24 protein-coding genes are annotated in these 24,365 nt (G+C 68.6%); 10 read left to right on the top strand and 14 right to left on the bottom strand.

The window, feature by feature from the left end; translation table 11 throughout:
- Positions 1 to 673 precede the first annotated feature (673 nt).
- The 3 genes from pyk to ACTWJ5_RS26885 all read right to left on the bottom strand — a co-directional run bounded on the left by pyk (position 674) and on the right by ACTWJ5_RS26885 (position 3,991).
- A complete protein-coding gene (pyk, locus tag ACTWJ5_RS26895; RefSeq protein ID WP_444436887.1) occupies positions 674 to 2,125 on the bottom strand; it encodes a pyruvate kinase in 1,452 nt (483 codons plus the stop codon).
- 65 nt (positions 2,126 to 2,190) lie between these two features.
- Positions 2,191 to 3,120, bottom strand: coding sequence for a universal stress protein (locus ACTWJ5_RS26890; RefSeq protein WP_444436886.1), 930 nt, complete (start codon positions 3,118 to 3,120; stop codon positions 2,191 to 2,193).
- 64 nt (positions 3,121 to 3,184) lie between these two features.
- Positions 3,185 to 3,991 (bottom strand): tetratricopeptide repeat protein, encoded by an 807-nt coding sequence (locus ACTWJ5_RS26885; RefSeq protein ID WP_444436885.1) that lies wholly within the window; start codon positions 3,989 to 3,991, stop codon positions 3,185 to 3,187.
- Positions 3,992 to 4,092: 101 nt separating this feature from the next.
- Between ACTWJ5_RS26885 and ACTWJ5_RS26880 the strand changes: the two genes are divergently transcribed.
- The 3 genes from ACTWJ5_RS26880 (at position 4,093) to ACTWJ5_RS26870 (ending at position 5,385) form a co-directional block, all read left to right on the top strand.
- A complete protein-coding gene (locus ACTWJ5_RS26880) occupies positions 4,093 to 4,464 on the top strand; it encodes a hypothetical protein (protein WP_061562741.1) in 372 nt (123 codons plus the stop codon).
- A gap of 76 nt (positions 4,465 to 4,540) precedes the next feature.
- Positions 4,541 to 4,966 (top strand): DUF4124 domain-containing protein, encoded by a 426-nt coding sequence (locus ACTWJ5_RS26875; protein WP_009615806.1) that lies wholly within the window; start codon positions 4,541 to 4,543, stop codon positions 4,964 to 4,966.
- 59 nt (positions 4,967 to 5,025) lie between these two features.
- Positions 5,026 to 5,385, top strand: a complete 360-nt coding sequence (locus tag ACTWJ5_RS26870; protein ID WP_009615807.1) for a PilZ domain-containing protein — start codon at positions 5,026 to 5,028, stop codon at positions 5,383 to 5,385.
- Positions 5,386 to 5,822: 437 nt separating this feature from the next.
- Here the strand turns inward: ACTWJ5_RS26870 and ACTWJ5_RS26865 are convergent, their stop codons facing one another.
- The 7 genes from ACTWJ5_RS26865 to ACTWJ5_RS26835 form a co-directional block, all read right to left on the bottom strand.
- On the bottom strand, positions 5,823 to 7,154 hold the full coding sequence (locus ACTWJ5_RS26865; RefSeq protein WP_444436884.1) for a DUF58 domain-containing protein: 1,332 nt from the start codon (positions 7,152 to 7,154) through the stop codon (positions 5,823 to 5,825).
- Entirely contained in the window at positions 7,151 to 8,161 is a 1,011-nt protein-coding gene (locus ACTWJ5_RS26860; RefSeq protein ID WP_444436883.1) for an AAA family ATPase, read from the bottom strand. Before ACTWJ5_RS26860 ends, ACTWJ5_RS26865 begins: the two co-directional genes overlap by 4 nt.
- Complete coding sequence (locus tag ACTWJ5_RS26855) at positions 8,158 to 9,432, bottom strand: DUF4350 domain-containing protein (protein ID WP_249918812.1); 1,275 nt, start codon at positions 9,430 to 9,432, stop codon at positions 8,158 to 8,160. Before ACTWJ5_RS26855 ends, ACTWJ5_RS26860 begins: the two co-directional genes overlap by 4 nt.
- Positions 9,429 to 11,000: a DUF4129 domain-containing protein gene (locus ACTWJ5_RS26850; protein WP_256512782.1), complete on the bottom strand. Its 1,572-nt coding sequence runs from the start codon at positions 10,998 to 11,000 to the stop codon at positions 9,429 to 9,431. Before ACTWJ5_RS26850 ends, ACTWJ5_RS26855 begins: the two co-directional genes overlap by 4 nt.
- Positions 10,987 to 11,970, bottom strand: a complete 984-nt coding sequence (locus tag ACTWJ5_RS26845) for a stage II sporulation protein M (RefSeq protein WP_444436882.1) — start codon at positions 11,968 to 11,970, stop codon at positions 10,987 to 10,989. The genes ACTWJ5_RS26850 and ACTWJ5_RS26845 overlap by 14 nt, the downstream gene beginning before the upstream one ends.
- The gene (locus tag ACTWJ5_RS26840; RefSeq protein ID WP_074982265.1) at positions 11,967 to 12,692 is read right to left on the bottom strand and encodes an RDD family protein; all 726 of its coding nucleotides are present in this window, start codon (positions 12,690 to 12,692) and stop codon (positions 11,967 to 11,969) included. Before ACTWJ5_RS26840 ends, ACTWJ5_RS26845 begins: the two co-directional genes overlap by 4 nt.
- A gap of 90 nt (positions 12,693 to 12,782) precedes the next feature.
- Complete coding sequence (locus ACTWJ5_RS26835; RefSeq protein ID WP_444436881.1) at positions 12,783 to 13,538, bottom strand: hypothetical protein; 756 nt, start codon at positions 13,536 to 13,538, stop codon at positions 12,783 to 12,785.
- Between the two features lie 116 nt (positions 13,539 to 13,654).
- Between ACTWJ5_RS26835 and sbcB the strand changes: the two genes are divergently transcribed.
- Complete coding sequence (gene sbcB, locus ACTWJ5_RS26830) at positions 13,655 to 15,088, top strand: exodeoxyribonuclease I (protein WP_444436880.1); 1,434 nt, start codon at positions 13,655 to 13,657, stop codon at positions 15,086 to 15,088.
- A gap of 69 nt (positions 15,089 to 15,157) precedes the next feature.
- Here the strand turns inward: sbcB and mvaT are convergent, their stop codons facing one another.
- Positions 15,158 to 15,532, bottom strand: coding sequence for a histone-like nucleoid-structuring protein MvaT (gene mvaT / locus ACTWJ5_RS26825; protein WP_253391455.1), 375 nt, complete (start codon positions 15,530 to 15,532; stop codon positions 15,158 to 15,160).
- A 251-nt stretch (positions 15,533 to 15,783) separates the two neighbouring features.
- Here mvaT and purU point away from each other — a divergent pair, with 251 nt between their 5' ends.
- The 3 genes from purU to ACTWJ5_RS26810 all read left to right on the top strand — a co-directional run bounded on the left by purU (position 15,784) and on the right by ACTWJ5_RS26810 (position 18,016).
- On the top strand, positions 15,784 to 16,635 hold the full coding sequence (gene purU / locus ACTWJ5_RS26820; protein ID WP_009615828.1) for a formyltetrahydrofolate deformylase: 852 nt from the start codon (positions 15,784 to 15,786) through the stop codon (positions 16,633 to 16,635).
- A gap of 185 nt (positions 16,636 to 16,820) precedes the next feature.
- On the top strand, positions 16,821 to 17,006 hold the full coding sequence (locus tag ACTWJ5_RS26815; RefSeq protein ID WP_116425617.1) for a hypothetical protein: 186 nt from the start codon (positions 16,821 to 16,823) through the stop codon (positions 17,004 to 17,006).
- A 26-nt stretch (positions 17,007 to 17,032) separates the two neighbouring features.
- Positions 17,033 to 18,016: a zinc-dependent alcohol dehydrogenase family protein gene (locus ACTWJ5_RS26810; RefSeq protein WP_444436879.1), complete on the top strand. Its 984-nt coding sequence runs from the start codon at positions 17,033 to 17,035 to the stop codon at positions 18,014 to 18,016.
- Positions 18,017 to 18,341: 325 nt separating this feature from the next.
- Here ACTWJ5_RS26810 and ACTWJ5_RS26805 read toward each other — a convergent pair whose 3' ends face one another.
- From ACTWJ5_RS26805 to upp, 3 genes are all read right to left on the bottom strand, one after another.
- Entirely contained in the window at positions 18,342 to 19,343 is a 1,002-nt protein-coding gene (locus ACTWJ5_RS26805) for a lysylphosphatidylglycerol synthase transmembrane domain-containing protein (RefSeq protein ID WP_058487504.1), read from the bottom strand.
- A gap of 210 nt (positions 19,344 to 19,553) precedes the next feature.
- Positions 19,554 to 20,843, bottom strand: a complete 1,290-nt coding sequence (locus ACTWJ5_RS26800; RefSeq protein WP_444436878.1) for a uracil-xanthine permease family protein — start codon at positions 20,841 to 20,843, stop codon at positions 19,554 to 19,556.
- Positions 20,844 to 20,846: 3 nt separating this feature from the next.
- Positions 20,847 to 21,485, bottom strand: coding sequence for a uracil phosphoribosyltransferase (upp, locus tag ACTWJ5_RS26795; protein WP_116425615.1), 639 nt, complete (start codon positions 21,483 to 21,485; stop codon positions 20,847 to 20,849).
- A 216-nt stretch (positions 21,486 to 21,701) separates the two neighbouring features.
- On the opposite strand from upp, the gene ACTWJ5_RS26790 reads away from it, so the two are divergent.
- The 3 genes from ACTWJ5_RS26790 to ACTWJ5_RS26780 all read left to right on the top strand — a co-directional run bounded on the left by ACTWJ5_RS26790 (position 21,702) and on the right by ACTWJ5_RS26780 (position 24,357).
- Positions 21,702 to 22,259: a hypoxanthine-guanine phosphoribosyltransferase gene (locus ACTWJ5_RS26790; RefSeq protein WP_009615834.1), complete on the top strand. Its 558-nt coding sequence runs from the start codon at positions 21,702 to 21,704 to the stop codon at positions 22,257 to 22,259.
- A 3-nt stretch (positions 22,260 to 22,262) separates the two neighbouring features.
- Positions 22,263 to 22,739 carry a WbuC family cupin fold metalloprotein gene (locus ACTWJ5_RS26785; protein WP_261747707.1) on the top strand — a complete coding sequence of 159 codons (477 nt, stop codon included), beginning with the start codon at positions 22,263 to 22,265 and terminating at the stop codon, positions 22,737 to 22,739.
- A 193-nt stretch (positions 22,740 to 22,932) separates the two neighbouring features.
- Positions 22,933 to 24,357, top strand: a complete 1,425-nt coding sequence (locus ACTWJ5_RS26780; RefSeq protein ID WP_444436877.1) for an aldehyde dehydrogenase family protein — start codon at positions 22,933 to 22,935, stop codon at positions 24,355 to 24,357.
- Positions 24,358 to 24,365 lie beyond the last annotated feature (8 nt).

The following is a 24,365-nucleotide window of genomic DNA, read 5'->3' as shown; positions in this document are numbered from 1 at the left end:
CTGTGGATAAGCTTGGGGCGGATGTGTCGGGGGCGCGTGGTTGTTAGGCTTGGGCGGTGCTGGCCGGGTTTTGACCAGTGCGTAGGAGTAGTTGTTCTATTGGGTTATTCCCCTTCGGGCCAGCGCAAGCGCTGTTCGCGATGGAGCCGCGTCCCGCGTTCGCGGGAACCCAGAAAACTATAAGGCTGTACCGAGGTGCTCTTCGTAGGAGCGAGCTTGCTCGCGAATGAGCCTCGCAGCGGAGTCTGTTCGCGAGCAAGCTCGCTCCTACGAAAAGCTGTGCTCGCCTGCAATGTAGGAGGCGGACGGTCTTGCCGACTGCGCCAAGGTGCTTTCGTAGGATGGGTTGAGTTTGCGAAACCCATGCGGTTGTGGCGATGGGGGCGTGTGCCGGTTGGCCTTGGCGTGTGGCTTGGCCGCGGCCCTCTCCCTAGCCCTCTCCCTGAAGGGAGAGGGGACTGGTTCGGCGCGAACTGTAACCGCGGTGCTTTCCGGCAACTTTGGTGTTGCCGGCGAAAACCATTATTTCCCACTTGCACGGACGGCCCCCTCTCCCTTCAGGGAGAGGGCTGGGGAGAGGGAACGGAGCCGAGCCAACGCCGCGATACTCCCGGCGAAACCCCCAAAAAACAAAGGCCGCCCAAAGGGCGGCCTCCATCACTCACCATCCCACTCAGACCAACAGGTCCCCCACGTGCAGCACCTTCATGGTGTTGGTGCCGCCCTGGGTGGTGTAGCTGTCGCCCTTGGTCAGGATCACCCAGTCGCCCTTGGTCACCACGCCGCGTTGCAGCAGCGCGTCCACGGCTTCCTGGCTGACGCGCTCCGGCGGCAGCGCGGCGGGGTCGAAGGGGATGGTCTCGACGCCGCGGAACAGCGCCACGCGGGCCTGGGTCTCGCGGTGCGGGGAGTAGGCGAAGATCGGCACCGAGGAGCGGATGCGCGACATGATCAGCGGGGTGTAGCCGCTCTCGGTGAGGCAGATGATCGCCTTGATGCCCGGGAAGTGGTTGGCGGTGTACATGGCCGCCAGGGCGATGCTCTCGTCGCAGCGCTCGAAGGTCTGGCCCAGGCGATGGCTGGATTTCTTGGTGGTCGGGTGCTTTTCCGCGCCCTGGCAGATGCGCGCCATGGCCTGGACTGCTTCCACCGGGTACTCGCCGGCGGCGCTCTCGGCCGAGAGCATCACGGCGTCGGTGTAGTCGAGCACGGCGTTGGCCACGTCCGAGACTTCCGCGCGGGTCGGCATCGGGTTGTGGATCATCGACTCCATCATCTGCGTCGCGGTGATCACCGCCTTGTTGTAGCGGCGGGCGTGCAGGATGATTTTCTTCTGGATGCCGACCAGCTCGGCGTCGCCGATTTCCACGCCGAGGTCGCCGCGGGCCACCATCACCGCGTCGCTGGCGCGGATCAGGCCGTCCAGCGCCTCATCGTCGGCCACCGCTTCGGCGCGCTCGATCTTGGCCACCAGCCAGGCCTTGCCGCCGGCCTCCTGGAGCAGGCTGCGGGCGTATTCCATGTCCTTGGCGTCACGCGGGAAGGACACGGCGACGTAGTCCAGGTCCATGCTCGCGGCCAGCTTGATGTCGGCCTTGTCCTTTTCGGTCAGGGCCGGCGCGGTCAGGCCGCCGCCGCGGCGGTTGATGCCCTTGTGGTCGGACAGCGGGCCGCCGATCAGCACTTCGCAGACCAGCTCGTCGGCCTTCACCTGCTTCACCATCATGACCACGCGGCCGTCGTCCAGCAGCAGCTCGTCGCCCACGCCGCAGTCCTTGACCAGGTCCGGGTAGTCGATGCCCACGACTTCCTGGGTGCCGGCATCGCGCGGGTGGCTGGTGGAGAAGCGGAAGCTGTCGCCCACGGCCAGTTCGATGCGCTTGTTGGCGAACTTGGCGATGCGGATCTTCGGCCCTTGCAGGTCGCCGAGCAGGGCGACGAAGCGGCCATGCTTGGCGGCCAGGTCGCGCACCAGTTGGGCGCGGGCACGGTGCTCGTCAGGGGTGCCGTGGGAGAAGTTCAGGCGGGCCACGTCGATCCCGGCGAGGATCAGTTGCTCGAGGACTTCGGGGGACTGGCTGGCTGGGCCGAGGGTGGCGACTATCTTGGTGCGGCGGACGGACATGCGGGACTCCTTGGAAGACGAGCGTGCGGGCCGGCGGCGGGAGCCGGGCCGGCCCAGCGGCCATCTTACCCCTTTTCCGATGACGGTTCGCCTGCCGGCTTGAGCACCAGCAGGTCGCACTCGACTTCCTCCAGCACGCGCTCGGCGGTATGTCCGATCAGTGCGCTCTCCAGCTGGCCACGGGCCACCGCGCCCATCAGCAGCAGGTCGATGCCCTGGTTGCGGACGAACTCGGGGATCACCTCCTCGGGGAAGCCCTGCAGCAGGTGGGTGTCGCCGGCGGCCATGGCCGGGTGGGCGGCCATCAGCATGTGCAGGGCCTGGCGGTGGTGCGCTTCGGTGGCCTTCAGGTGTTCGTCGTAGCTGCCCAGCAGTTGGGCGTCGAAGGCCAGGGTCTGCGGCAGCGCCACGTAGGCGTGCAGGTAGCTCGCGTGCAGGCCCAGGCGGCGGTTCAGTTCCAGCGCTGTGGCGATCAGCCGGCGGTCCAGCTTCGCCGGCTTGTCGCCTTCGTGCAGCGGGTCGAGGGCGGCGCACAGCTTGCGCCCTTCCCAGGTGCCGTGGTGGACCAGCCACAGCGGCACCTCGCAATGGCGGATCAGCTGCCAGTCGGTGTTGGTCAGGAACAGGCGCTTGAGCAGGCCGTGGCGGCTGCTGGACTTGAGCACCAGGTCGGGCTGGTGCTCGGCCACCGCGGCGAGTATCTCGCGGTACAGCGGCTTGCCCCAGCGGGTGTGGCAGCGCACCTCGATGCCGGCCTGGCGCAACGGCGCGGCCAGCTTGTCGAGCCAGTCCAGGCGCTCGGCCTGCTGCAGGATGCGCACCCGCTCCAGTTCGTGCTGCGGGATCAGCAGGCCGTTGTCCAGCGCCGGGTTGTAGTCGCACACCAGCAGGGTCACGCCGGCGCCGCTGCGCTCGGCGATCCACTGGGCGCGGGTCAGGGCTGGCTGGTCGTCGCGGGTGGGGTCGATGACCACCAGCAGGTGCTGCAGTTTCATGGTCGGCTCCTCGCTTGGCTGCTGCCATTGCAGTGCAAGCGTAGCCGGCCCGGCTTGACCTGCGTCAGTCGCCGCCCTGGTTCAGCGCCTGGTCCAGGTGGCGCGCGGCCTTGTTCGCCAGCTCGCCGTCGGGGTAGTCCACCAGCAGGTGGCGCAGGTAGCCGATGGCCTTGGCGCGGCTGGGGTGCGGGTTATCGGGGGCCATGTACATCAGGCCCAGCTGGTACAGCGCCTTCTGCTTGATGTCGGCGGGGATGGCCGGATCGTTGACCGCCAGCAGGTACAACTGTTCGGCCTCGGCGACGCGGTCCTTGAGCACCGCGCGGCGCGACAGCAGGGTCATGTCCGGGTCGAGGCTGGTCTTGTTCAGGTCGAGGTTCTGCTGCGGCTTCCAGGTGGCCAGCAGCTCGCGGGCGTTCTTCTGCACCGGCTCCTTCGCCCGCTGGCGGATCATCAGGATGCGCGCGTCGGCGTGGCTGGCCGCGGCGGTGCCGGGGAACTCGCGGTCGATGCGCTGGAAGTAGTCCAGGGCCTTGGCGTCGTCGCGCTGGTCGTTGTAGCGGCTCATGTAGATCAGGCCGATCTGGTACAGGGCGATGGCGCGCACGTCCGGGCTGTAGCGGCTATTGTCGTAGCCGCTGAGGTAGAGCCGCTCGGCCTCGGCGCTCTTGTTGTCGCGGATGGCCTGGGCGCTGTAGGTGAGCAGGTCACCTTCCTCCTCCACCGCGGCGGTCATGCGGTCGCTCTTGAGCTTCTTGTACTCGGCGACTTCGCCGGTGGTGACCTGGGCGACGAACAGCGGGGTGGTCGGCGAGCAGGCGGCCAGCAGGCCCAACAGGACGGCGAGGGGCAGGGCGGGGTGCAAACGCATGGCATCTCCTTGGCGCCGGGGCGGGTTCCCTGCGCAGTCTAGTGATGCCCTTCAGCGCGGCCAAGGCGCGCCGATACAGTTCCCAACGGAGGATATGCCCCATGCGAACCCTGTGCATCCTGGCCCTGGCGGCGAGTGTTACCGGCTGCAACAGCTGGTCGACCAACAAGAACCTGGACGACGCCTACCGCGCCTACGCGCGCGGCGATTGCGAGCAGGTGATGCTCGACCTTTCGCGCACCGAGCGCAAGAGCCGCGCGCGGCCCTGGCTGCAGCCGGAGATCTCGATGCTCCGCGGCCTGTGCCTGGAGCGCCAGAAGTACTACGTCGATGCGGCGCAGACCTACGATTTCATCATCGCCCGCTACCCGAGCAGCGAATATGCCTACCGCGCCAAGGCACGCCTGGAGACGCTGCGCCAGAATGGGCGCCTGACGGGCGAGGCCGCCCAACCGTTGCCGGTGCGTCCCTGACCGCCGGTCGTTGCCGCCTTGAGCGGGCCCGGGTGCTCGCTAAGCTCAAGAGGCTGCCTTCAAGGAGGAGGTTGCGATGCGTGCGTTGCTGTGCCTGTGCATGGCCCTGGCCCCCTTGCTGGCAGCGGCCGACATCTATCGCTGGACCGATGCCCAGGGCAAGGTGCATTTCAGCGAAACCCCTCCGCCCGGCGCGCAGCGCGTCGAGGTCCGGCCGCAGGTGGTCGAGCGCGATGCCGCCACGCGCGAGCGCGAGGAGCGTACCCGCCAGTTCTACCAGGCGCGCAGCGAGGAGCAGGCCGCGGCGCGCAGCCGTGCCGCCGAGCAGCAGGCCAAGGCGGGCGCCGAGTGCGACCGCCTGCGCGACCAGTTGGCGACACTGCAGCGCGGAGGTCGCTACTACTCCACAGATACCAAGGGTGAACGCCTCTACTATAGCGACGAGCAGATCGATGCCGCTCGTCGCTCGCTGGCCGAGCGGGTGGCCGAAGGTTGCCGTTAGTGCTGGCCGCAGGGCGGTCGCGCCGTCATACTGGGTAAAACTCATAGCGAATAGCCATTATGCGTCATCAACGACACATAGAGCGCCATCAGCTGCCGTACTACCTGAAGGTGTTCAATAGCATCACCGACAAGCCCATGGGCTACCTGGGCAACGTATCGCTGGACGGCATGCTGCTGATCAGCCAGCTGCCGATGCTGGTGGGCGGGCGATTCGACATGCGCCTGAAGATTCCCGGGCAGGACGGCAAGCTCCAGCACATCGACTTCAGCGGCACCTGCCAGTGGTGCCACGAAGACGTCACCCCGGGCAGCTTCGACTCCGGCTTCAGCCTGGTGGCGCCGCCGGCGGAGTACGTCGAGCTGGTCGAAGCGCTGCGCCGTTATTTCAGTTTTCGCCGCCAGGTGGAGTCGGTCTGAGTCGCGGGATGCGCTGAACCGACCTGGGCGGTAGTGAAGGAAAGGGAAACATCGGCGGTACGCGAATGATACGTGTAGGAGCGGGCCCTGCCCGCGATTCGCGCGCAGGGCGCGCTCCTACATGGGCGTGGCGTGTGGGACGACCCGTAGGAACAACTGTCTATTGGGTTCCCGCGTTCGCGGGAATGACGTCGGAAAACACGAATCTTAATCCCGTCATTCCCGCGAACGCGGGAACCCAGAAAACAACGTAGGCGGATCTCATCCGCGAATCGCGCCGATACGCCAGGCTATCGCGGACAAGGTCCGCTCCTACGAATGTGGGAGAAATGCCGTCGTAGGATGGTGTTGAGCGAAGCGATACCCATCGCCACCGTCGGCCGTGCCACCGGGACGTCCGGCGGGGCCGGCGCCCTACGCGCAATGCAAGGCGCCGGTCACAGGGTCCCGGCGCGCTTCCAACCCAGGTAGCGGCTGACCAGTTCCGGACCCAACTGGCTGGGCCTGGCATCCAGCACCGGCACGCCGTTGGCCAGCAGCTTTTCGTGCAGGCCGGCGCGGGCGTTCAGGTAGTCCAGGGCGCCGCAATAGGTCAGCGCTTCGTCGTAGCCCTGCACCGGCGTCTGCCGCAACTGGTCGAGCACTTCCTCGCGCAGGCTGGCGACCAGCACGCGGTGCTGGCGGCCGAGGCGGCGCACCGCGCCCAGCAGTTCCTCATCGTCCTCGTCGCGCAGGTTGGTCACCAGCACCACCAGGGCGCGGCGGCGTTGGCGCGTGAGCAGAGCCTGCACGGCGGCCGCGTAGTCCGCCGGGCGCTGGCTGCTGTCCAGGTCGTAGACGGCGTTGAGCAGCGCACCCAGCTGGGCGTTGCCCTTGGCCGGCGGCAGGTGGCGCGGCCGTTCGCCGGCGAAGGTCTGCAGGCCCACGGCGTCGCCCTGGCGCAGGGCCACGTAGGCCAGCAGCAGGCTGGCGTTGAGGGCGTGGTCGAAGTGCGAGAGGTCGCCGTCCTTGCTGCGCATGTGGCGGCCGCAGTCGAGCAGGAAGAGGATCTGCTGGTCGCGTTCGTCCTGGTATTCGCGGGCGATGGGCGTGCGCTTGCGCGCGGTGGCCTTCCAGTCGATCTGGCGCAGGGTGTCGCCGTCGCGGAATTCGCGCAGCTGGTGGAATTCCAGGCCCAGGCCGCGGCGCTGGCCGGGGCGCACGCCGATGCGGCTGAGCCAGTGGTCCACGGCCATCAGCTCGGCGCCGTAGATGCGCGCGAAGTCGGGGTAGACGCGGGTTTCGTCGCGCACCTCGAGGAAGCGCCGGCCGCGCCACAGGCACAGCGGGCTGGGCAGTTCCAGCTCGCAGCGGGGGAAGACGAAGTGGCCGCGCTGCAGCGGCCGCACGCGGTAGCCGAGCTGGGTGGTCTCGCCCGGGTGCAGTTCCGCGGCCAGGGGCAGGTGCTCGAAGTCCATGCCCGAGGGCAGGTGGTCGAACAGCGTCACCCGCAGGCGCTGGCCGAAGCCGTGCTGCAGTTGCAGGCGCACCTCGCTCCAGCGCCCCAGCGGCAGGTTGCCGGCCAGCTGGCGTTGCAGGCGCGGGCTGGGCAGGCGGCGCAGCCACAGGGCATCGCCCAGGGCCAGGCCGAGCAGGGCCAGCAGCAGGCCCCACCACAGCTGTTGCAGCCAGGCCGGCGCCGGGCTGCCCAGGGCCGTGGCGCTGCCCAGGCCGATGGCGGCCAGGGCCAGCGCGGCGAGCAGCGCGAGCAGGACGCGCGATGGCTTCATAGGCGCGGCGCCGATACCTGGTCGAGCAACTGTTGCAGCACCTGGTCCACCGACAGGCCCTCGATGTCCAGCTCCGGCGACAGCCGCACGCGGTGGCGCAGCACGGCCAGGGCACAGCCTTTCACGTCGTCCGGAATCACGAAGTCGCCGCCGCGCAGCAGCGCGCGGGCACGGGCGCAGCGCACCAGGGCGATGGAGGCGCGAGGCCCGGCGCCCAGGGCCAGGCCCGGCCAGCTGCGAGTGGTGCGGGCGATGCGCACGGCGTAGTCGAGCACCTGGTCGTCGATGGCCAGGTCGGCGGCGATCTTCTGCAGCGCCAGCACGTCCTTGTCCTTGAGCAGCGGGCGCAGCGGCGCCACGTCGAGCATGTCGCTGCGCGCCGAGCGCGTCACCTGGCGCACCAGGGTCTGTTCCTCGGCCTCCTGCGGGTAGTCCATGCGCAGCTTGAGCATGAAGCGGTCCAGCTCGGCCTCGGGCAGCGGGTAGGTGCCTTCCTGCTCGATGGGGTTCTGCGTGGCCAGCACCATGAACGGCTGCGGCACCGGCAGGGCACGGCCCTCCAGGGTGACCTGGCGTTCCTGCATCACTTCCAGCAGCGCCGCCTGGGTCTTGGCCGGGGCGCGGTTGATCTCGTCGGCCAGCAGCAGGTTGGTGAAGGCCGGGCCCTTGCGCAGCTTGAACTGCTCGCTGGCCAGGTCGTACACGGCGTGACCGGTGACGTCGCTGGGCATCAGGTCGGGGGTGAACTGGATGCGCGCGAAGGCGCCGTCGAAGCAACGGGCCAGGGCGCGCACCAGGAGCGTCTTGCCCAGCCCCGGCACGCCCTCGACCAGGATGTGGCCGCCGGCGAGCAGGGCGGTGAGCACGTCGTCGATCACCCCGACCTGGCCGATCAGGGCCTTCTGCAGTTCGTGGCGCAGGGCCTGGGCCAGCTGGCTGGCGCGCTGGCGCTGGGCCGCCGGGTTGGCGGACGGGGTGGCGCTGGGTTCGGGCGTCTGTTCGCTCATAGGGCATTCCTGAGGCTTTGCAGGTGGGCGACCTGGCGGGTGAATTCGGCGGCGCTCATGCGTGGCGCCGGGTAGGGCCGCATGGCCTGGCTGATGGCGCTGACCGGCAGGCGCGTCATGCGCCCGAGCAGTTGCCACTGTTCGGCGATCGGCAGGCGTTCGAAGCCCGGCTGGCGCTGCCGCGCGCGGCGCAGCACGTCGCGCTGCAGGCCTTGCACCAGGGCCACGTGGCCGCGCTGGCGGAGCAGGAAGTCGGCGCCGGCGCGCAGGTGTTCCACCAGTTGCCGGCGGGCGCGGCTGGGCACCGGTTGCAGCGGGCCCTGGCGCTGGCCGGCGCGCCACAGCAGCAGCGCCAGCAGCAGGGCGAGGGCGACGAGCGCCTGCGGGTAGTTGCGCAGCAGCAGGTTGAGCAGGCTGTCGCCGTCGGCGCGGTAGACCAGGGTCACGGCGCTGTCCTGGGTCAGGTACCAGAGCAGCCAGGCGTTGTCGTAGGCGTCGAGGTTGGCGGTCTGCCAGATCCAGTTGTCGGTCAGCACCGTGACCAGGCCGTCGCCCAGCTGCAGTTGCAGCAGGTGGGTGGCGTCGTGGCTGTTGGCCCAGGCGTAGGCGAGGTTCTTCGAGTCGTAGAGGTGGTACTCGGTGTCGAAGCCGATGTAGGCCGGGGCCTGCTCGTTCTCCAGGTAGAGCTTGGTCAGGTCCGGGTAGGCGTCCGCGTCCTCTTCTTCCTCGGCCTTGGCCGGGTCCGCCGTGGGGGACGCTGGCTGCTCGACGCCCTTGGGCGGCGGCACCTTGGCCGGCGGCGCGGCCTCGCCATCGGCTTCGGGCTTGTCGGCGCTGGCGCCCTTGTCCAGGTCCTCGGTCAGGTATTGCTGGATGCCCAGCGGGTCGAGCAGCAGGTCGCCGCTCTTGCCGTCCTTCTCGTCCCACAGGCGCTCGGCGGTGACGATCAGGTGGCCGCCGCGGCGCGCCCAGTCGAGCAGGGCGCGGTTCTGCGCGGGGGTGACGTTCTCGCGGCCGCCCAGCAGGATCAGGGTGTGGCCCTGGCTGGGCAGGTTGTCGAGCACTTCCAGGCCCTTGGCGCTGTCGACCCGCAGGCCGCGGCCGCGGAGGAAGCGTTCGGCGGCCAGGTAGGGGTTGGCCCGCACCTCGGGGGAGGGGCCGTGTTCGATTTTCTCCGGGTAGGGCCGCAGGTTCTGGTACAGGTACCAGGCCACGGCGGCGCCGACCAGCAGCACCAGCACGCCGAGCAGCCAGCGGGTGGAGCGGCTCATGCCGGCGCTCCCGGGCCGAACAGCTGGCGCCAGCCGTCGCACAGCGCCTGGCGCAGTTCGCCGGGCGGCGGGCGGTGGCCGTAGGCGAGGGCCTGCCAGTGGCCGGTCAGCTCCCGCGCGTAGCTGTCCAGTTCGGGCCGCTGCAGGCCTTCAACCTGGCCCAGCACTTCGCCTTCGGTGCTGGAATCGCGCAGCGGCACCCGGTAGTCGTGCAGCAGGCGGCTGAGCAGGGCGCGGTAGAGCAGGCCCAGGGCCGCGCGGGGCTGCTCGTCCCAGAGCCGCTCGGCGGCGCTGGCGACGTCCTCGGGCAGGCTTTCCGGCGCCAGTTCCAGGCCGAACAGCACCGCCGGCGCCTCGCGCGGGGCCTTCTGCGGCAGGCCCAGGCGGGAGGCGAACAGGCGCAGCCATTCGCGGTAGCGCCACAGCAGCAGGACCACGGCGGCGATCAGCGCGGCCCACAGCAGCGTCTGCAGCGACTGCAGGATCAGGCCCAGCGGCCGCCAGTGGGCCAGGGCGTCGAAGAAGGCCTTGAGGTCGTCCTCGCTGCCCTTGCCGGCCTTCTCCTTGGGCGGCTCGCCCAGGCGCCAGCGGGTGACCGTCTCGCTGTTGCGGAAGGGCGGGGCGTCGAGCAGGGCGTCGACGGCCTGGCGCGACTGCTCGCTGGTCAGCTTCTGGTGCAGCAGGCGCGCGGCTTCGGGGCCGTTCGGGTCCTGGTTGGGCAGCGGGCAGCTGGTGGCGCTTTCCGCGGCCCAGGGCGCGCTGCCGGGCAGCATCGCCAGGGCGCCGGCGCACACCAGCAGCAGGGCGTAGGCGCTGCCCACCAGGCGCTGGCGCAGGCGGCGGAACACCAGTTCGATGTCCCAGGCCTCCAGCTCGGTGCGGCGGTTGAGGTAGAGGGTGAAGCCGCAGGCCACGTAGACCGGTTCCCAGACCACCAGGACCAGCGCGTAGAGCAGGTTGGACAGGTGCTCCAGCCATTGCCAGTCGCCTTGCAGGGCATCCAGCAGGGCCTGCCATTTCCAGTCCGACAGCCATTGCTGCGGCAGCATCAGGTAGAGCAGCGCCATCAGCCCCAGGTACAGGGCCAGCTCGAAGTGCATGCCGACCACCGTCAGCCAGGTAGCGCCGCCGGCGTTGCGCTGGCCCAGCACCACCAGGCGCTGGCTGCGCGCCGCGCCGGCCAGGCCCTCCAGTTGCAGCACCGGCAGGTCGAAGCTGCGCGTCGGGCTGAAGCGCCGCCACAGCAGGCTGGGCAGCAGCTGGCGCCGCAGCAGGCCGGGGAAGGCGCGCAGGGCCTCGCGCAGCGTCGGGGTGTCGGCGAACAGGGCGCGGGAGAGGATGTACAGCGGCAGGCGCTCGAAGGCCGGCTTCAGCCACCAGAAGATCAGGATGGCCAGGCTGGAGTAGTCCCACAGCAACAGGCTGAGCACGGCGAACACCGGCAGCGTGACCAGCGCCCAGCTGGCCATCAGCAGCCCGGCATGCCGCCGCGCCAGAAGCACGCCGAGGTCCAGCGCCTCCCAGGCGCTGCGTGGGCGGATCGCCACGCTGGCGTCAGTCAGGCGCATGGCGCTGGCGTCCGGCGAACAGGAAGTAGCTGCCGACCAGCAGCCAGAGCGCGGCGCCGACGCCGTACTTGACCGTGGCCGGGAAGCGCGTGAGCGAGGACCAGTAGCCCTCGACGAAGGCGGCGACGAGCAGCAGCAGGATCACCCCGGCGACCAGTTGGATGGCCTTGGCCGCGGCCTGGCGCAGCGCCTCGCCGCGGCTCAGGCGGCCCGGGGCGAGCAGCGCCCAGCCGAGCTTGAGCCCGGCGGCGCCGGCGAAGGTGACGGCGGTCAGCTCGAAGGCGCCGTGGCCGATGACGAAGGACCAGAAGGTCTGCACGTAGCCGATCTGCGTCAGGTGGCCGGCCACCGCGCCTATCATCAGGCCGTTGAAGAACAGGAAGAACAGGCTGCCCAGGCCGAACAGCAGGCCGCTGGCGAAGGTCTGGAAGGCGATGCCGATGTTGTTCATCACGTAGAAGGCGAACATCTGCCAGTTGTCCCCGGCGCCGCGCTCGCCCAGCGGGCCCAGGCGCGCGGCGTCGGGGGCGTACATGCCTTCCATCTCCGCCACCCGTTCGGCGCTGAGCACGCTGTAGACCAGGTCGGGGAAGCAGTACACCAGCACGCCCATGAGCAGCAGGGTGCCGTAGAACAGCAGGCTGGCGACGGCGATGGCGCGCCACTGCTCGCGCACCAGCCGCGGGAAGCCGGCCAGCAGGAAGCCGATCAGCCGCGAGCCGAGGTGGCTGCGGTGGCGGTAGAACTGCTGGTGGCCGCGCATGGCCAGCTGCTGCAGGTGGTCGATCAGGTGGCTGCTGTAGCCGCGGTCCTGGGCCAGGGCCAGTTGCTGGCAGAGGCTGCGGTAGTCGCTGGCGAAGTCGCCGTCGCGGGTGGATTCCTCGCGCTTGCCGCTCTCCAATTGCTCCAGGCGCTTGGCGAAGCGCTTCCAGTCGTTGCGGTGGCGCTGCTCGAACAGGCTCTGCTTCATGGCGCCAGGCCTCCGCCGAGCAGGCCGCTGGCGATGCCGGCCAGGCGCGTCTCGGCTTGTTCCGCGGGCACGCCCAGGGGCTCGGCGAGAATCCCCGCCAGTTCCTCGCGGCGCGCCGCAGACAGGCCCGCGGCGCGTTCGCTGAAGCCGGTGACGGCGCGCTGTTCGGCCAGGCTCAGCGGGCACGGCGGCAGCAGCGGCGGCACCTGGGAAAGCTGCGGCCGGCTCGGCGGCGGGTCGCGGTAGATCACCAGGGTGCCGGCGGCCAGGTCGCCCAGGCGCTTGAACGCCGGGTTGGACAGGCAGGCGAGCAGGCCCAGGGTGTAGCCGAAGGGCAGGATGTCGGCGAAGCGCAGCAGGTTGCGCAGCAGCGAGGCGGACCAGCCGACCGGCGTGCCGTCGTCGTGGACCACGCGCAGGCCCATGACCTGCTTGCCGGGCGAACGCCCCTGGTTGAGCACTTCGAACAGGACCATGTACCACCAGGTGACGAGGAAGGTGAGCAGCAGCCCCAGGCCGGTGCCCAGTTGGCCGAGGAAGGCCAGCAGGATGTACATGACCAGCATCAGCAGCACGCGGATGCCCAGGTCGATCAGGTAGGCCAGGGCGCGGGCCACCGGCCCGGCCGGGCGCAGGAGCAGGTCGATGCCTTCCGGGGTTTCCACCTGGTAGCGGGTGTCCAGCGGCGGGCTGGCGGGGCGTGGTGGCGCGGCGGCGATCAAGGGCGTTGGCAGTCGCTAGAGGGAAAGTCCGATGCTAGCCAGCGCCGCCCGGCTAGGCAACCAGGGCGGCGGGCAATTCCGGGCTGTTTCTCAGTTGGCCGGCGGCAAGACGCCGAAGATGGTGCGGTAGAGCACGCCGATGGCGATGAAGGCCAGCGGCAGCGTCCAGACCAGGCCGATCAGCAACGGGATGGCGCTGAGCAGCATGATCAGGCCGAGCGCCAGGAACAGGCCGAAGACCTTGAACCAGTGCTGGCCGATGGCTTTGCGCGAGGTTTCCATGGCCTGCCAGGGCGACAGGCCGCGCTCCACCACCAGCGGGATGGCCAGGGCATAGGAGACGCCCAGGTAGATGCCCGGCAGCACCAGCAGGAATAGGCCCAGGTAGGTCAGCACGGTGATCGCAAGGCCGGTGATGAGCAGCGGGGCGAACAGGCCGAAGTAGGCGAACAGCTCGTTGATGGTCGCCGGCTGGTCGGCGGCGCGGCGGATGCCGATCATGTTCAGCCCGGCCAGCAGCGGGTAGCAGAGCGCGCTGGCGAGGACGCTGACGATGATTTGCAGCGCGCCGGGTTCGGAGTCGTGGATCAGGCCCAGCAGGCCGAGGACGAAGGCGATGACGAAGCTCAGCAGGTTGACCGCCACGCCGTAGATGATCGCCGCGACCACCAGCGTGCCCTTCATGCCCTTGACCTTGTGCCAGGCTTCGCCCAGCACGTCGCCGATGCGGAAGTCGTAGCCGCGGGCGAGGGCTTCCTCGATGCTGGGCGCGCCCACGCCCGTGGGGTTCTGCTGCAGCTGGCTGGCCGGTGTCGCGTAGGGGTTCTGTTCGAATTCCTGGTTCATATGAGCCAATCCCTGGTGATGTGAAAGAAACCGCGCCTACACCATAACCCATACCGAGGTTCCGGGCAGCCCGCGGGGGGATGGTAGACTGCCCGGCCAGGCCAAGGGAGAGCGTCATGACCGCCAGCATCTTCTGGTACGACTACGAGACCACCGGCATCGACCCGCGCCGCGACCGCCCGTTGCAGGTCGCCGGCATCCGCACCGACGAGGCGCTCAACGAGATCGAGGCGCCGCTGAACTTCTATTGCCGCCCCAGCGACGACATATTGCCGCACCCGGCGGCCTGCCTGATCACCGGCATCACCCCGCAGCGCCTGGAAGAGCAGGGCCTGGGCGAGGCCGAGTTCATGACCCGCCTGCACGCCGAGCTGTCGCGCCCGGGCACCTGCGTGACCGGCTACAACACCCTGCGCTTCGACGACGAAGTCACCCGCTACAGCCTCTACCGCAACTTCTTCGACCCCTACGCCCGCGAATGGCAGGGCGGCAACAGCCGCTGGGACCTCATCGACCTGGTGCGCACCGCCTACGCGCTGCGCCCGGAAGGCATCCAGTGGCCGCTGAACGACGAGGGCGTGGTCACCCTGAAGCTGGAGCGCCTGACCGAGGCCAACGGCCTGGAACACGGCCAGGCTCACGACGCGCTGTCCGACGTGCGCGCGACCATCGCCATGGCCCGGCTGCTCCGCCAGCGCCAGCCCAAGCTCTACGACTTCCTCTACCGCCTGCGCGGCAAGCACGCGGTGCTCGACCAGGTGCAGTTGCTCAAGCCGCTGGTGCACGTGTCCGGGCGTTTCTCGGCGGCGCGCAGCTTCCTGTCGCTGGTGCTGCCGCTGGCCTGGCACCCGCGCAACCGCAACGCCCTGATCGTCTGCGACCTGGGGCTGGACCCGGCGCCGTTGCTGGAACTGGATGCCGAGACCCTGCGCCAGCGCCTGTACACCCGCCGCGAGGAACTCGGCGAGGGCGAGCTGCCGGTGCCGCTGAAGCTGGTGCACGTCAACCGCTGCCCGGTGCTGGCGCCGCTGGCGGTGCTGCGCGAGCAGGACCAGGCGCGCCTGGGCATCGACCTGGCGGCCTGGCAGGCACGCGCGCAGGTGCTGGTCGAAGGCAAGCCGCAGTGGCAGGACAAGCTGGCCGCGATATATGAACAAGAGAACTTCCCCGGCGTCGAGGATCCGGAACAGCAGCTATATGACGGGTTTATCGGCGACCGTGACCGGCGGCTCTGCGAACAGGTACGCCAGGCGGACCCCGTGCGCCTGGGACGAGAACAATGGCCATTCGACGATCCGCGCCTGGTGGAACTTCTGTTCCGTTATCGCGCGCGGAATTTTCCGGAAACTTTGTCTACGGCCGAGCAGGAACAATGGCGGGAGTTCTGCCGTTGCCGGCTGATGCTCGACGAGTACGGTGCGCCCAATACCCTGGCGAACTTCGAAGTGGCTCTGGCCGAACAGCTCGAAAATACTGGGCTGCAGGGTAGGGCATTGCTGCAGGAATGGCAGGCATATGCCGCTGTCTTGCGTCAGCGTTATTGCCTTTAGTGTTCGGCGAGTTCTTCGCGGGCAATAAAAAACGCCAGCCGAAGCTGGCGTTTTCGCGTGGCGCGGGGCTCAACCCAGCAGGGTGGCCCAGCTCTCGACGGTGTCGGCGCCCCACTTGGCCTTCCATTCCTTGAGCGTCTTGTGGTTGCCGCCCTTGGTTTCGATGACTTCGCCGTTATGCGGGTTCTTGTACTGCTTGACCTTGCGCGCGCGCTTGCTGCCGGTGGTCTTGGCGGCGCGCGGGGCCTTGCTCAGTTTGGCGTCCGGATCGAGCAGCGCGAGGATGTCACGCAGGGACTTGCCATAGCCGCCCATGAGCGTGCGGAGTTTCTCTTCGAACTCCAGTTCCTTCTTCAGCTTGTCGTCCTTTTCCAGGGACTTGAGGCGCTCTTGAAGTTCCTTGATGGCTTCTTCGGTGGCGCGGTACTCATTGATCAGTGACATGTCGGCGTACCTTGTCTTGAGGTCAAGCGTTGCTGGAATATTAGTATTCCCAATAATAGTCAGCCGATTTGTTCGAGTAAACCATTGGATAAAGTTTTCTGGCTACTTAACGTAATATTTAAGTTGCTTCGATAGACGCATTGTCCGCGCACTTAAATCAGGACCTGTCCGAATGTCCCTTGCCGGCGGTCGCGGTTTTCCCGGGCAGCCGCTAGAATAGCGGCCTTCGCGAAGTATCTGGAGCTACACCCATGCGCACTTTCCGACTGGTGATCGCCTGTCCCGACGGGGTCGGCATCGTCGCCAAGGTGAGTAATTTCCTGGCCACTTACAACGGCTGGATCACCGAGGCCAGTCATCACTCCGACAACGACAACGGCTGGTTCTTCATGCGGCACGAGATTCGCGCCGACTCCCTGCCGTTCGACCTCGACGGATTCCGCCAGGCCTTCGCCCCCATCGCCCGCGAGTTCAACATGGTCTGGCGCATCACCGACTCGGCGGTGAAGAAGCGCGTGGTGCTGATGGCCAGCCGCGAGTCGCACTGCCTGGCCGACCTGCTGCACCGCTGGCACAGCGGCGAGCTGGACTGCGAGATCCCCTGCGTGATCGCCAACCACGACGACCTGCGCAGCATGGTCGAGTGGCACGGCATCCCGTACTTCCACGTGCCGGTGGATGCGAAGAACAAGCAGCCGGCCTTCGACGAGGTGTCGCGGCTGATCGACGAGCACCAGGCCGACAACGTGGTGCTGGCGCGCTACATGCAGATCCTGCCGCCGGACCTGTGCCAGAAGTACCGCCACCAGGTGATCAACATCCACCACAGCTTCCTGCCCTCGTTCATCGGCGCCAAGCCCTACCACCAGGCCTCGCTGCGCGGCGTGAAGCTGATCGGTGCGACCTGCCACTATGTCACCGAGGAACTGGACGCCGGCCCGATCATCGAGCAGGACGTGGTGCGCGTGAGCCACCGCGACAACGTCGAGGAGATGGTGCGTCTGGGCAAGGACGTGGAAAAGATGGTGCTGGCGCGCGGTTTGCGCTATCACCTGGAAGACCGCGTGCTGGTGCACGATAACAAGACAGTGGTGTTCGACTGAGGACCTGTCCACGATCTGCTGCGCGTCGGCATAACTGCGTTAAAAACAGGCGAGCGATGCTCATTTAGCGGACTAAACTGCGCTCTCTCGCCTGTTTTTGCCTTGTTCTGCTCTAGCTCGCGAGATCGTAAACAGGCCCTGAGCCGCATTGGCCGGGCGAACCCGCATTGCAGGAGAGCCCGGCCATGTCCGACGAGAAGGCCCCCGGCACAGCCACCCCGCCGCCCACCCTGGGCGAGGGCTGTACCAGCCGCTACGACATCGATGCGCTGAGCGAGGAGGACGGCACCGAGTTCCCCGGCGCCGCCGAACTCTGGCGCGAAGTGCAGGACGAAGGGGTGCGCCCCGAGGCGCCGCCGAAGAAACCCTAGCCGATTCGCCCGTGTGGAGGTGACCCATGCGCGCCATGCTGCTCGAACAGGTGGGCCAGCCGCTGCGATTGCGCGAGCTGCCCGTGCCGCAACCCGGCCCAGGTGAGCTGCGCGTGCGCGTGGCGGCCTGCGGGGTGTGCCGTACCGACCTGCACGTGGTCGATGGCGAACTGCCGGCGGTGCCCCTGCCGGTGATCCCCGGGCACGAGATCGTCGGCTACGTCGATGCCCTGGGCGCGGGCGTCGAGGGCTTCGCTCTGGGCCAGCGGGTCGGCGTGCCCTGGCTGGGGCATACCTGCGGTCACTGTCCGCCCTGTACCCGCGACCAGGAAAACCTCTGCGACGCGCCGCAGTTCACCGGCTACACCCGGCCGGGCGGCTATGCCGAGTACGTGGTGGCCGATGCGCGTTTCACATTCGCCCTGGGCGAAGCGGGCGACGATGCCGAGCTGGCGCCGCTGCTCTGCGCCGGGCTGATCGGCTGGCGCTCGCTGGTCAAGGCCGGCGACGGCCGGCGCCTGGGCCTGTACGGCTTCGGCGCGGCGGCGCACATCGTGCTGCAGGTGGCGCGCTGGCAGGGGCGCGAGGTCTACGCCTTCAGCCGCCCCGGCGACCACGCCGCCGAGGCTTTCGCCCGCTCATTGGGCGCTGTCTGGGCCGGCCCATCCGACCAGGCGCCGCCGCAGCCGCTGGACGCAGCGATCATCTACGCCCCGGCCGGCGAGCTGGTGCCCGCCGCGCTGCGCGCCGTGCGCAAGGGCGGCCGGGTGGTGTGTGCCGGCATCCACATGAGCGACATTCCGAGCTTCCCCTATTCGATCCTGTGGGGAGAACGTGAGCTGGTTTCGGTGGCCAACCTGACCCGCCGCGACGGCCTGGAGTTCTTCCCTGTCGCCGCCCGGGCTGGGGTGTGCACCGAGGTGCAGCGGTATCCGCTGGAGCAGGCCAACCAGGCTCTGGACGATCTGCGCCATGGGCGTTTCCAGGGCGCGGCGGTGCTGGTGCCGTAAAAGGCAGCGGGATACCCCGGCTTTTCGTAGGAGCGAGCTTGCTCGCGAACAAACGCCGTGCCATGCGGTTCGCGAGCAAGCTCGCTCCTACGAGAAGCCATGCCTGCCTGTGCGGTAGGCGCAACTGTCTTGCCGACTGCACCGAGGTGCTTTTCGTAGGATGGGTTGAGCTTGCGATACCCATCGGACCATGGCGATGGGTTTGCCGGACGGTGTAGGAGCGGATCTTATCCGCGAAACGCGCCGGTGGTTCCGGCTATCGCGGACAAGGTCCGCTCCTACACTGCTCCACCCGCGCCATTCCCATGTAGGAGGCACGGAGTTTCTAGGCGTCGCGGTTGCGCAAGCCGATCAGGCGGCGCAGCAGCGGGCGCCCGGCCATGATGGCGAATACCGGCGCGCCCGCCACCAGGTAGAAGTAGTAGGTCACCACCCGCCAGACCAGAATGGCCGCCGCCGCGGTCGGCTTGCCCACCAGCGGGCTGAGCATCGCCAGCGAGGTCAGCTCGGTGCCGCCGGCGCCGCCCGGCAGCAGGGTGGCCAGGCCGGCGGCCAGGGACAGCAGCTGGATCAGGAAGGTCCAGGCCCAGTGCAGTTCCACGCCCATGGCCTGGAGGATCAGGTAGAGCACCGAGAAGCGCAGCAACCAGTGGCTGCTGGTGAGCAGGAACACCAGCGCCAGGCGCCGGCGCGGCTGTTTGAGGCTGGTGGCGATGCTGTCGCGGAAGTGCAGCAGCTTGCGCGCCCAGTGCAGGCGCCGCCGCGGCTTGACGCCCAGGCGCGCCAGCAGGCGGCCGTTGGCGCGGATCACCCGGCGCTGGAAGCGTGCCAGCAGCACCACGCCGAACAGGATGCCGCCCAGCAGCACGGCGCTGACCAGCAGCGAGGATTCCAGGTTCGGACTCAGGCTGTGGGACAGCGTGTAGCACAGCACTACCAGCAGCGCCGTGAGGAAGAACAGCAGGTCGCTCAACTGGTCGACGGCGAAGATCGCGCTGCTCTGCGCCGGGCGCAGGCCGCGGCGGGCCAGCAGGGCCATCAGCGTCAGCGGCGCGCCGCTGCCGCCGGGGGTGGCGTAGAAGGCGAACTCCGAGGCCATGATGATGCCGATCGACTGCCGCTGGCTCAGCGGCCCGGCGCGGCCGGCCAGCAGCACGCGCAGCTTCTGGGCGTTGATCAGCCAGCACAGCAGGATCATGCCGAGCAACAGCAGCAGGTTGTCCAGCGGGAAGCTCGCCAGTTGCTCGAGCATCGGCCGGCCGCCCAGCACCAGCGGCACCAGCGAGGCGCCGAGCAGGGCGATCAGCAGCCACCAGGCGCGGCTCATGGCCGGGCCTCGCGGCGGGTGGGGCGCGCTCCGTTCAGCTCGGGGCGCGGGGTGTTGCGGCAGACGGAAATGACATTTACCTCCGGGACTGTGCGCTTCCCTCTTCTGTGGACTACCGCTTCGGGCTGGCGTTCGCAGTCGCTGAGGGGAGTCTACGGCAGCCTCGGCAGCGGCGCCCCGGTCCTTTCGTCGGTCCGGGGCGCCCGGGGCTCACGGGTGTTCGGTTTCCTTGGCGCCTTCCTCCAGCGCCTTGTTCTGCCAGCCGTCCTCGCCGGGCAGGAGCAGGTTCAGGACGATGGCGACGATGGCGCACAGGGCGATGCCCTTCAGGCCGAAGTCGTCCGGGCCGGTGCCCGAGCCGATCAGCACGCCGCCGATGCCGAACACCAGTGTCACCGAGACGATGCACAGGTTGCGCGCCTGGGACAGGTCGACCTTGTGGCGGATCAGGGTGTTCATGCCCACCGAGGCGATGGTGCCGAACAGCAGGCAGAGGATGCCGCCCATCACCGGCACCGGGATGCTCTGCAGGATGGCGCCGAACTTGCCGACGAAGGCCAGGCCGATGGCGAACGCGGCCGCCCAGGTCATGATCTTCGGGTTGTAGTTCTTGGTCAGCATCACCGCGCCGGTGACTTCGGCGTAGGTGGTGTTCGGCGGGCCGCCGAACAGGCCGGCGGCGGAGGTGGCGATGCCGTCGCCCAGCAGGGTGCGGTGCAGGCCCGGGGTCTTCAGGTAGTTCTTGCCGGTCACCCCGCCCACGGCGATCACCCCGCCGATGTGCTCGATGGCCGGGGCCAGGGCCACCGGGACGATGAACAGGATGGCCTGCCAGTTGAACTCCGGCGCGGTGAACTTCGGCAGCTCCAGCCAGGGTGCGGCGACGATCTTGGCCACGTCGACCACACCGAACATGAAGGCCAGCGCATAGCCCACCAGCACGCCGCTGATGATTGGCACCAGGCGCAGCATGCCCTTGCCGAACACGGCGACTATCAGGGTGGTGATCAGCGCCGGCATGGAGATCAGCATGGCGGTGCGGTAGGGGATCAGCTCGGCGCCGTCGCCGGCCTTGCCCATGGCCATGTTGGCGGCGATGGGGGCCATGGCCAGGCCGATGGAGATGATCACCGGGCCGATCACCACCGGCGGCAGCAGGCGGTCGATGAAGCCGGTGCCCTTGATCTTCACCGCCAGGCCCAGGAAGGTGTAGACGAAGCCGGCGGCGACCACCCCGCCCATGGTCGCAGCCAGGCCGAACTGGCCCTTGGCGAGGATGATCGGGGTGATGAAGGCGAAGCTGGAGGCCAGGAACACTGGAACCTGGCGCCCTGTCACCAGTTGGAACATGAGGGTGCCGAAGCCGGCGGTGAACAGCGCCACGTTCGGGTCCAGGCCGGTGATCAGCGGCATCAGCACCAGGGCGCCGAAGGCCACGAAGAGCATCTGCGCGCCGGCGATGACCTGGCGCCACAGCGGGTCGTTGAATTCATCGGCCATGGATCAGTTTTCCTTCTGCTTGGTGCCGAAGATCTTGTCGCCGGCATCGCCCAGGCCGGGGATGATGTAGCCGTTCTCGTTCAGCCCCTGGTCGATCGAGGCGGTATAGATGATGACGTCCGGGTGCGCCTCGGCCACCGCCTTGATGCCCTCGGGCGCGGCCACCAGCACCATGGCGCGGATTTCCCTGCAGCCGGCCTTCTTCAGCAGGTCGATGGTGGCGACCATGGAGCCGCCGGTGGCCAGCATCGGGTCGATGATCAGCGAGCGGCGCTCGGCGATGTCCGGCGCCAGCTTCTCCAGGTAGGTGTGCGCCTGCAGCGTCTCTTCGTTGCGCGCCACGCCCACGGCGCTGACCTTGGCCCCGGGGATCAGGCTGAGCACGCCGTCGAGCATGCCGATGCCGGCGCGCAGGATGGGCACCACGGTGATCTTCTTGCCGGCGATCTTCTCCACCTGCACCGAGCCGGCCCAGCCGGGGATCTCGTAGTTCTCCAGCGGCAGGTCCTTGGTCGCTTCGTAGGTCAGCAGGGCGCCCACTTCCTGGGCCAGCTCGCGGAAATTCTTGGTGCTGATATCGTGGCGGCGCATCAGTCCGATCTTGTGGCGGATCAGGGGATGGCGAATCTCGTGCACGGGCATGGACGGGGTCTCCGGGAGGGGGCTGGCAAAAAATTGCGGTAGCGTAAAGCATCTTAGGGGCAGTTGGCAGTCGGTGCGCGACAAATAGCCGCCGGCCGCCTACTGCCGGAACCCGTCTGGCCTGGCGCGGGATTGTCGGCGACTTTCGTCCGCCGGTACTTGCTCCAGGGCAGAGGGATGGGTACCTTTGCGCACTTTTTCCGGGAGAGCCCGCCAATGTCCGTCGATCTCGCGCACATCCGCCAAGTCATGGCCGAAGCCGATTGCCTGTACAACGACGCCGAAGTGGACGCCGCCATCGGCCGCGTCGCCCAGGCGATCAACGCGGACCTGGCCGAGCGCAACCCGGTGGTGTTCTGCGTGATGAACGGCGGGCTGATCTTCTCCGGCAAGCTGCTGCCGAAGCTGGACTTCCCCCTGGAGCTGTCATACCTGCACGCCACCCGCTACCGCAACGAGACCACCGGTGGCGAGCTGTTCTGGAAGGCCAAGCCGGAAATCTCCTTCATCGACCGCGACGTGCTGATCGTCGACGACATTCTCGACGAAGGACACACCCTCTCGGCGATCATCGACTTCTGCCGCCACGCCGGCGCCCGCGAAGTGCACACCGCGGTGCTGATCGACAAGGACCACGACCGCAAGGCGCGCCCGGACCTGAAGGCCAACTACGTCGGCCTGTCCTGCGTGGACCGCTACATCTTCGGCTACGGCATGGACTACAAGGGCTACTGGCGCAACGCCCCGGGCATCTTCGCCGTCAAGGGCCTCTGAGCCGTGGCCGGGCCGCGTTTCCTCGACCGGGCCCTGTTCGCCGGGCTGGCCGGGCAGGCGGCCGCCAGCCCGCGTCGCCGCCAGCACCACAACCTGCACGCGATGGAAGAGCCCTGCCACCGCCTGCTCAATGCGCTGCAGCCGGACACCTACGTGCAGCCGCACTGCCACCGCAGCCCCGACAAGGCCGAGAGCATCATCGTGCTCAAGGGGCGCCTGGGCCTGCTGATCTTCTCCGAGGCCGGCGAACTGCTCGCCACCCGCGAACTGTCGGTCGAAGGCGACTGCCCCGGCGTGGACCTGCCGCCGGGCACCTTCCACGCCCTGGTGGCGCTGGCGCCGGACAGCCTGATGTTCGAATGCAAGGCCGGCCCCTACCAGGCCCTGGCCGACGACGAACGCGGCGCCTGGGCCCCGCGCGAGGGTGAACCCGGCGCGGCTGAATACCTGGCCTGGATGCGGGCGCAGTTTCCCGCCTGAACCCCGCGTGATGCGGGGCTTTTCGTAGGAGCGAGCTTGCTCGCGAACGAACCCCCGCCGCGGAATCCGTTCGCGAGCAAGCTCGCTCCTACACATCTATATACGTCGATGTATTCATGCATCGATATGCATTTTTGCCGATCCATCCCCCGCCTATCCTGCCGGCCTCGCTGAAACTACCTCCGAGGTCACCATGCGCACCCAGCTCTATATCGACGGCCAATGGTGCGACGCCGCCAGCGGCGCCACCCTGCAGCCGATCAACCCCGCCACCCGTGAACCTCTGGAAGCGGTGGCCGCCGCCGGCGCTGCCGAAGTCGACCTGGCCGTGGCCGCTGCCCGTCGCGCCTTCACCAACTGGCGCGAGACCACGGGGGCCGAGCGCGCGCAGTATCTGCGCGGTTTCGCCGAACAACTGGAAGTCCGCCGCGAGGCGCTGGTCGAGCTGCAGATGCGCGCCAGCGGCAAGCCGCGCCTGGAGGCGGAGATCGACATCGGCGACGCCATCGCGACCTTCGCCTACTATGCCGAACTGGCCGCGGGCCTGGACGCGCGGCAGAACGCCGACGTGGCGCTGCCCGACGCCAGCTTCCGCTCGCAGACGCGCTTCGAGCCGGTGGGCGTGGCCGGGCTGATCGTGCCGTGGAACTTCCCCCTGGTGACCAGCGCCTGGAAGGTCGCGCCGGCCCTGGCCGCCGGCTGCACCGTGGTGCTCAAGCCGTCGGAGATCACCCCGCTGATCGAACTGGTGCTCGGTGAAGTCGCCGACGCCATCGGCCTGCCCGCCGGCGTGCTGAACCTGGTGCCGGGCCTGGCCGACGCCGGCGCCGCCATCAGCAGCCACCCCGGCATCGACAAGCTGTCCTTCACCGGCAGCAACGCCGTGGGCCGCAAGGTCATGCAGGCCGCCGCCGCGCGCACCCTGCCGGTGGGCCTGGAACTGGGCGGCAAGTCGCCGATCCTGGTGTTCGCCGACAGCGACCTGGACGATGCCGTGCAGTGGATCATCGCCGGCGTCTACTGGAACGCCGGGCAGATGTGCTCGGCCACTTCGCGCCTGCTGGTGGAAGAGAGTATCGCCGATGATCTGCTGGCACGCCTGAAGGTGGCCGTCGAGGCGCTGCGCGTCGGCGACCCGCTGGCCGGCGAGATCGACATGGGGCCGATGACCAGCCAAGCGCAGTACCGCAAGGTGCTGGACTACTTCGCCATCGCCCGCAATGAAGGCTTGGCCTGCCTCACCGGCGGCGAGGCAGGGGAGGGCTGGTGTATCCGCCCGACCGTCTACGTCGACGTGCCGGAACACAGCCGCCTGTGGCGCGAGGAAATCTTCGGCCCGGTGCTCTGCGTGCGCCGCTTCAGCGACGAGGCCGACGCCCTGCGCCAGGCCAACGATTGCGACTTCGCCCTGGCCGCCACCGTGGTCAGCGCCGACCTGGCCCGCGCCCAGCGCGTCGCCGAGCGCCTGGAGGCCGGCCACGTCTGGCTGAACTCGCCGCAGGTGGTGTTCCCGCAGACCTCCTGGGGCGGCGGCAAGGCCAGCGGCATCGGCCGCGAGCTGGGGCCGTGGGGGCTGTCGGCGTTCCTCGGCATCAAGCACATCACCGCGCCGCGCTGAGGTTTTGC

Source organism: Pseudomonas sp. A6, from assembly GCF_052367875.1.
In the GTDB taxonomy this organism is placed as follows: domain Bacteria; phylum Pseudomonadota; class Gammaproteobacteria; order Pseudomonadales; family Pseudomonadaceae; genus Pseudomonas; species Pseudomonas citronellolis.
This window is presented reverse-complemented; position numbering and strand designations above follow the sequence as displayed.

What these genes read in the sequence shown, in the direction of transcription:
- pyk (WP_444436887.1), bottom strand. Translation starts at nt 2,125, where the DNA reads ATGTCCGTCCGCCGCACCAAGATAGTCGCCACCCTCGGCCCAGCCAGC.
- upp (WP_116425615.1), bottom strand. Translation starts at nt 21,485, where the DNA reads ATGCCCGTGCACGAGATTCGCCATCCCCTGATCCGCCACAAGATCGGA.
- ACTWJ5_RS26885 (WP_444436885.1), bottom strand. Translation starts at nt 3,991, where the DNA reads ATGCGTTTGCACCCCGCCCTGCCCCTCGCCGTCCTGTTGGGCCTGCTG.
- ACTWJ5_RS26790 (WP_009615834.1), top strand. Translation starts at nt 21,702, where the DNA reads ATGTCCGTCGATCTCGCGCACATCCGCCAAGTCATGGCCGAAGCCGAT.
- ACTWJ5_RS26865 (WP_444436884.1), bottom strand. Translation starts at nt 7,154, where the DNA reads ATGAAGCCATCGCGCGTCCTGCTCGCGCTGCTCGCCGCGCTGGCCCTG.
- ACTWJ5_RS26780 (WP_444436877.1), top strand. Translation starts at nt 22,933, where the DNA reads ATGCGCACCCAGCTCTATATCGACGGCCAATGGTGCGACGCCGCCAGC.
- ACTWJ5_RS26880 (WP_061562741.1), top strand. Translation starts at nt 4,093, where the DNA reads ATGCGAACCCTGTGCATCCTGGCCCTGGCGGCGAGTGTTACCGGCTGC.
- mvaT (WP_253391455.1), bottom strand. Translation starts at nt 15,532, where the DNA reads ATGTCACTGATCAATGAGTACCGCGCCACCGAAGAAGCCATCAAGGAA.
- sbcB (WP_444436880.1), top strand. Translation starts at nt 13,655, where the DNA reads ATGACCGCCAGCATCTTCTGGTACGACTACGAGACCACCGGCATCGAC.
- ACTWJ5_RS26855 (WP_249918812.1), bottom strand. Translation starts at nt 9,432, where the DNA reads ATGAGCCGCTCCACCCGCTGGCTGCTCGGCGTGCTGGTGCTGCTGGTC.
- ACTWJ5_RS26870 (WP_009615807.1), top strand. Translation starts at nt 5,026, where the DNA reads ATGCGTCATCAACGACACATAGAGCGCCATCAGCTGCCGTACTACCTG.
- purU (WP_009615828.1), top strand. Translation starts at nt 15,784, where the DNA reads ATGCGCACTTTCCGACTGGTGATCGCCTGTCCCGACGGGGTCGGCATC.
- ACTWJ5_RS26835 (WP_444436881.1), bottom strand. Translation starts at nt 13,538, where the DNA reads ATGAACCAGGAATTCGAACAGAACCCCTACGCGACACCGGCCAGCCAG.
- ACTWJ5_RS26860 (WP_444436883.1), bottom strand. Translation starts at nt 8,161, where the DNA reads ATGAGCGAACAGACGCCCGAACCCAGCGCCACCCCGTCCGCCAACCCG.
- ACTWJ5_RS26805 (WP_058487504.1), bottom strand. Translation starts at nt 19,343, where the DNA reads ATGAGCCGCGCCTGGTGGCTGCTGATCGCCCTGCTCGGCGCCTCGCTG.
- ACTWJ5_RS26810 (WP_444436879.1), top strand. Translation starts at nt 17,033, where the DNA reads ATGCGCGCCATGCTGCTCGAACAGGTGGGCCAGCCGCTGCGATTGCGC.
- ACTWJ5_RS26815 (WP_116425617.1), top strand. Translation starts at nt 16,821, where the DNA reads ATGTCCGACGAGAAGGCCCCCGGCACAGCCACCCCGCCGCCCACCCTG.
- ACTWJ5_RS26890 (WP_444436886.1), bottom strand. Translation starts at nt 3,120, where the DNA reads ATGAAACTGCAGCACCTGCTGGTGGTCATCGACCCCACCCGCGACGAC.
- ACTWJ5_RS26875 (WP_009615806.1), top strand. Translation starts at nt 4,541, where the DNA reads ATGCGTGCGTTGCTGTGCCTGTGCATGGCCCTGGCCCCCTTGCTGGCA.
- ACTWJ5_RS26800 (WP_444436878.1), bottom strand. Translation starts at nt 20,843, where the DNA reads ATGGCCGATGAATTCAACGACCCGCTGTGGCGCCAGGTCATCGCCGGC.
- ACTWJ5_RS26845 (WP_444436882.1), bottom strand. Translation starts at nt 11,970, where the DNA reads ATGAAGCAGAGCCTGTTCGAGCAGCGCCACCGCAACGACTGGAAGCGC.
- ACTWJ5_RS26850 (WP_256512782.1), bottom strand. Translation starts at nt 11,000, where the DNA reads ATGCGCCTGACTGACGCCAGCGTGGCGATCCGCCCACGCAGCGCCTGG.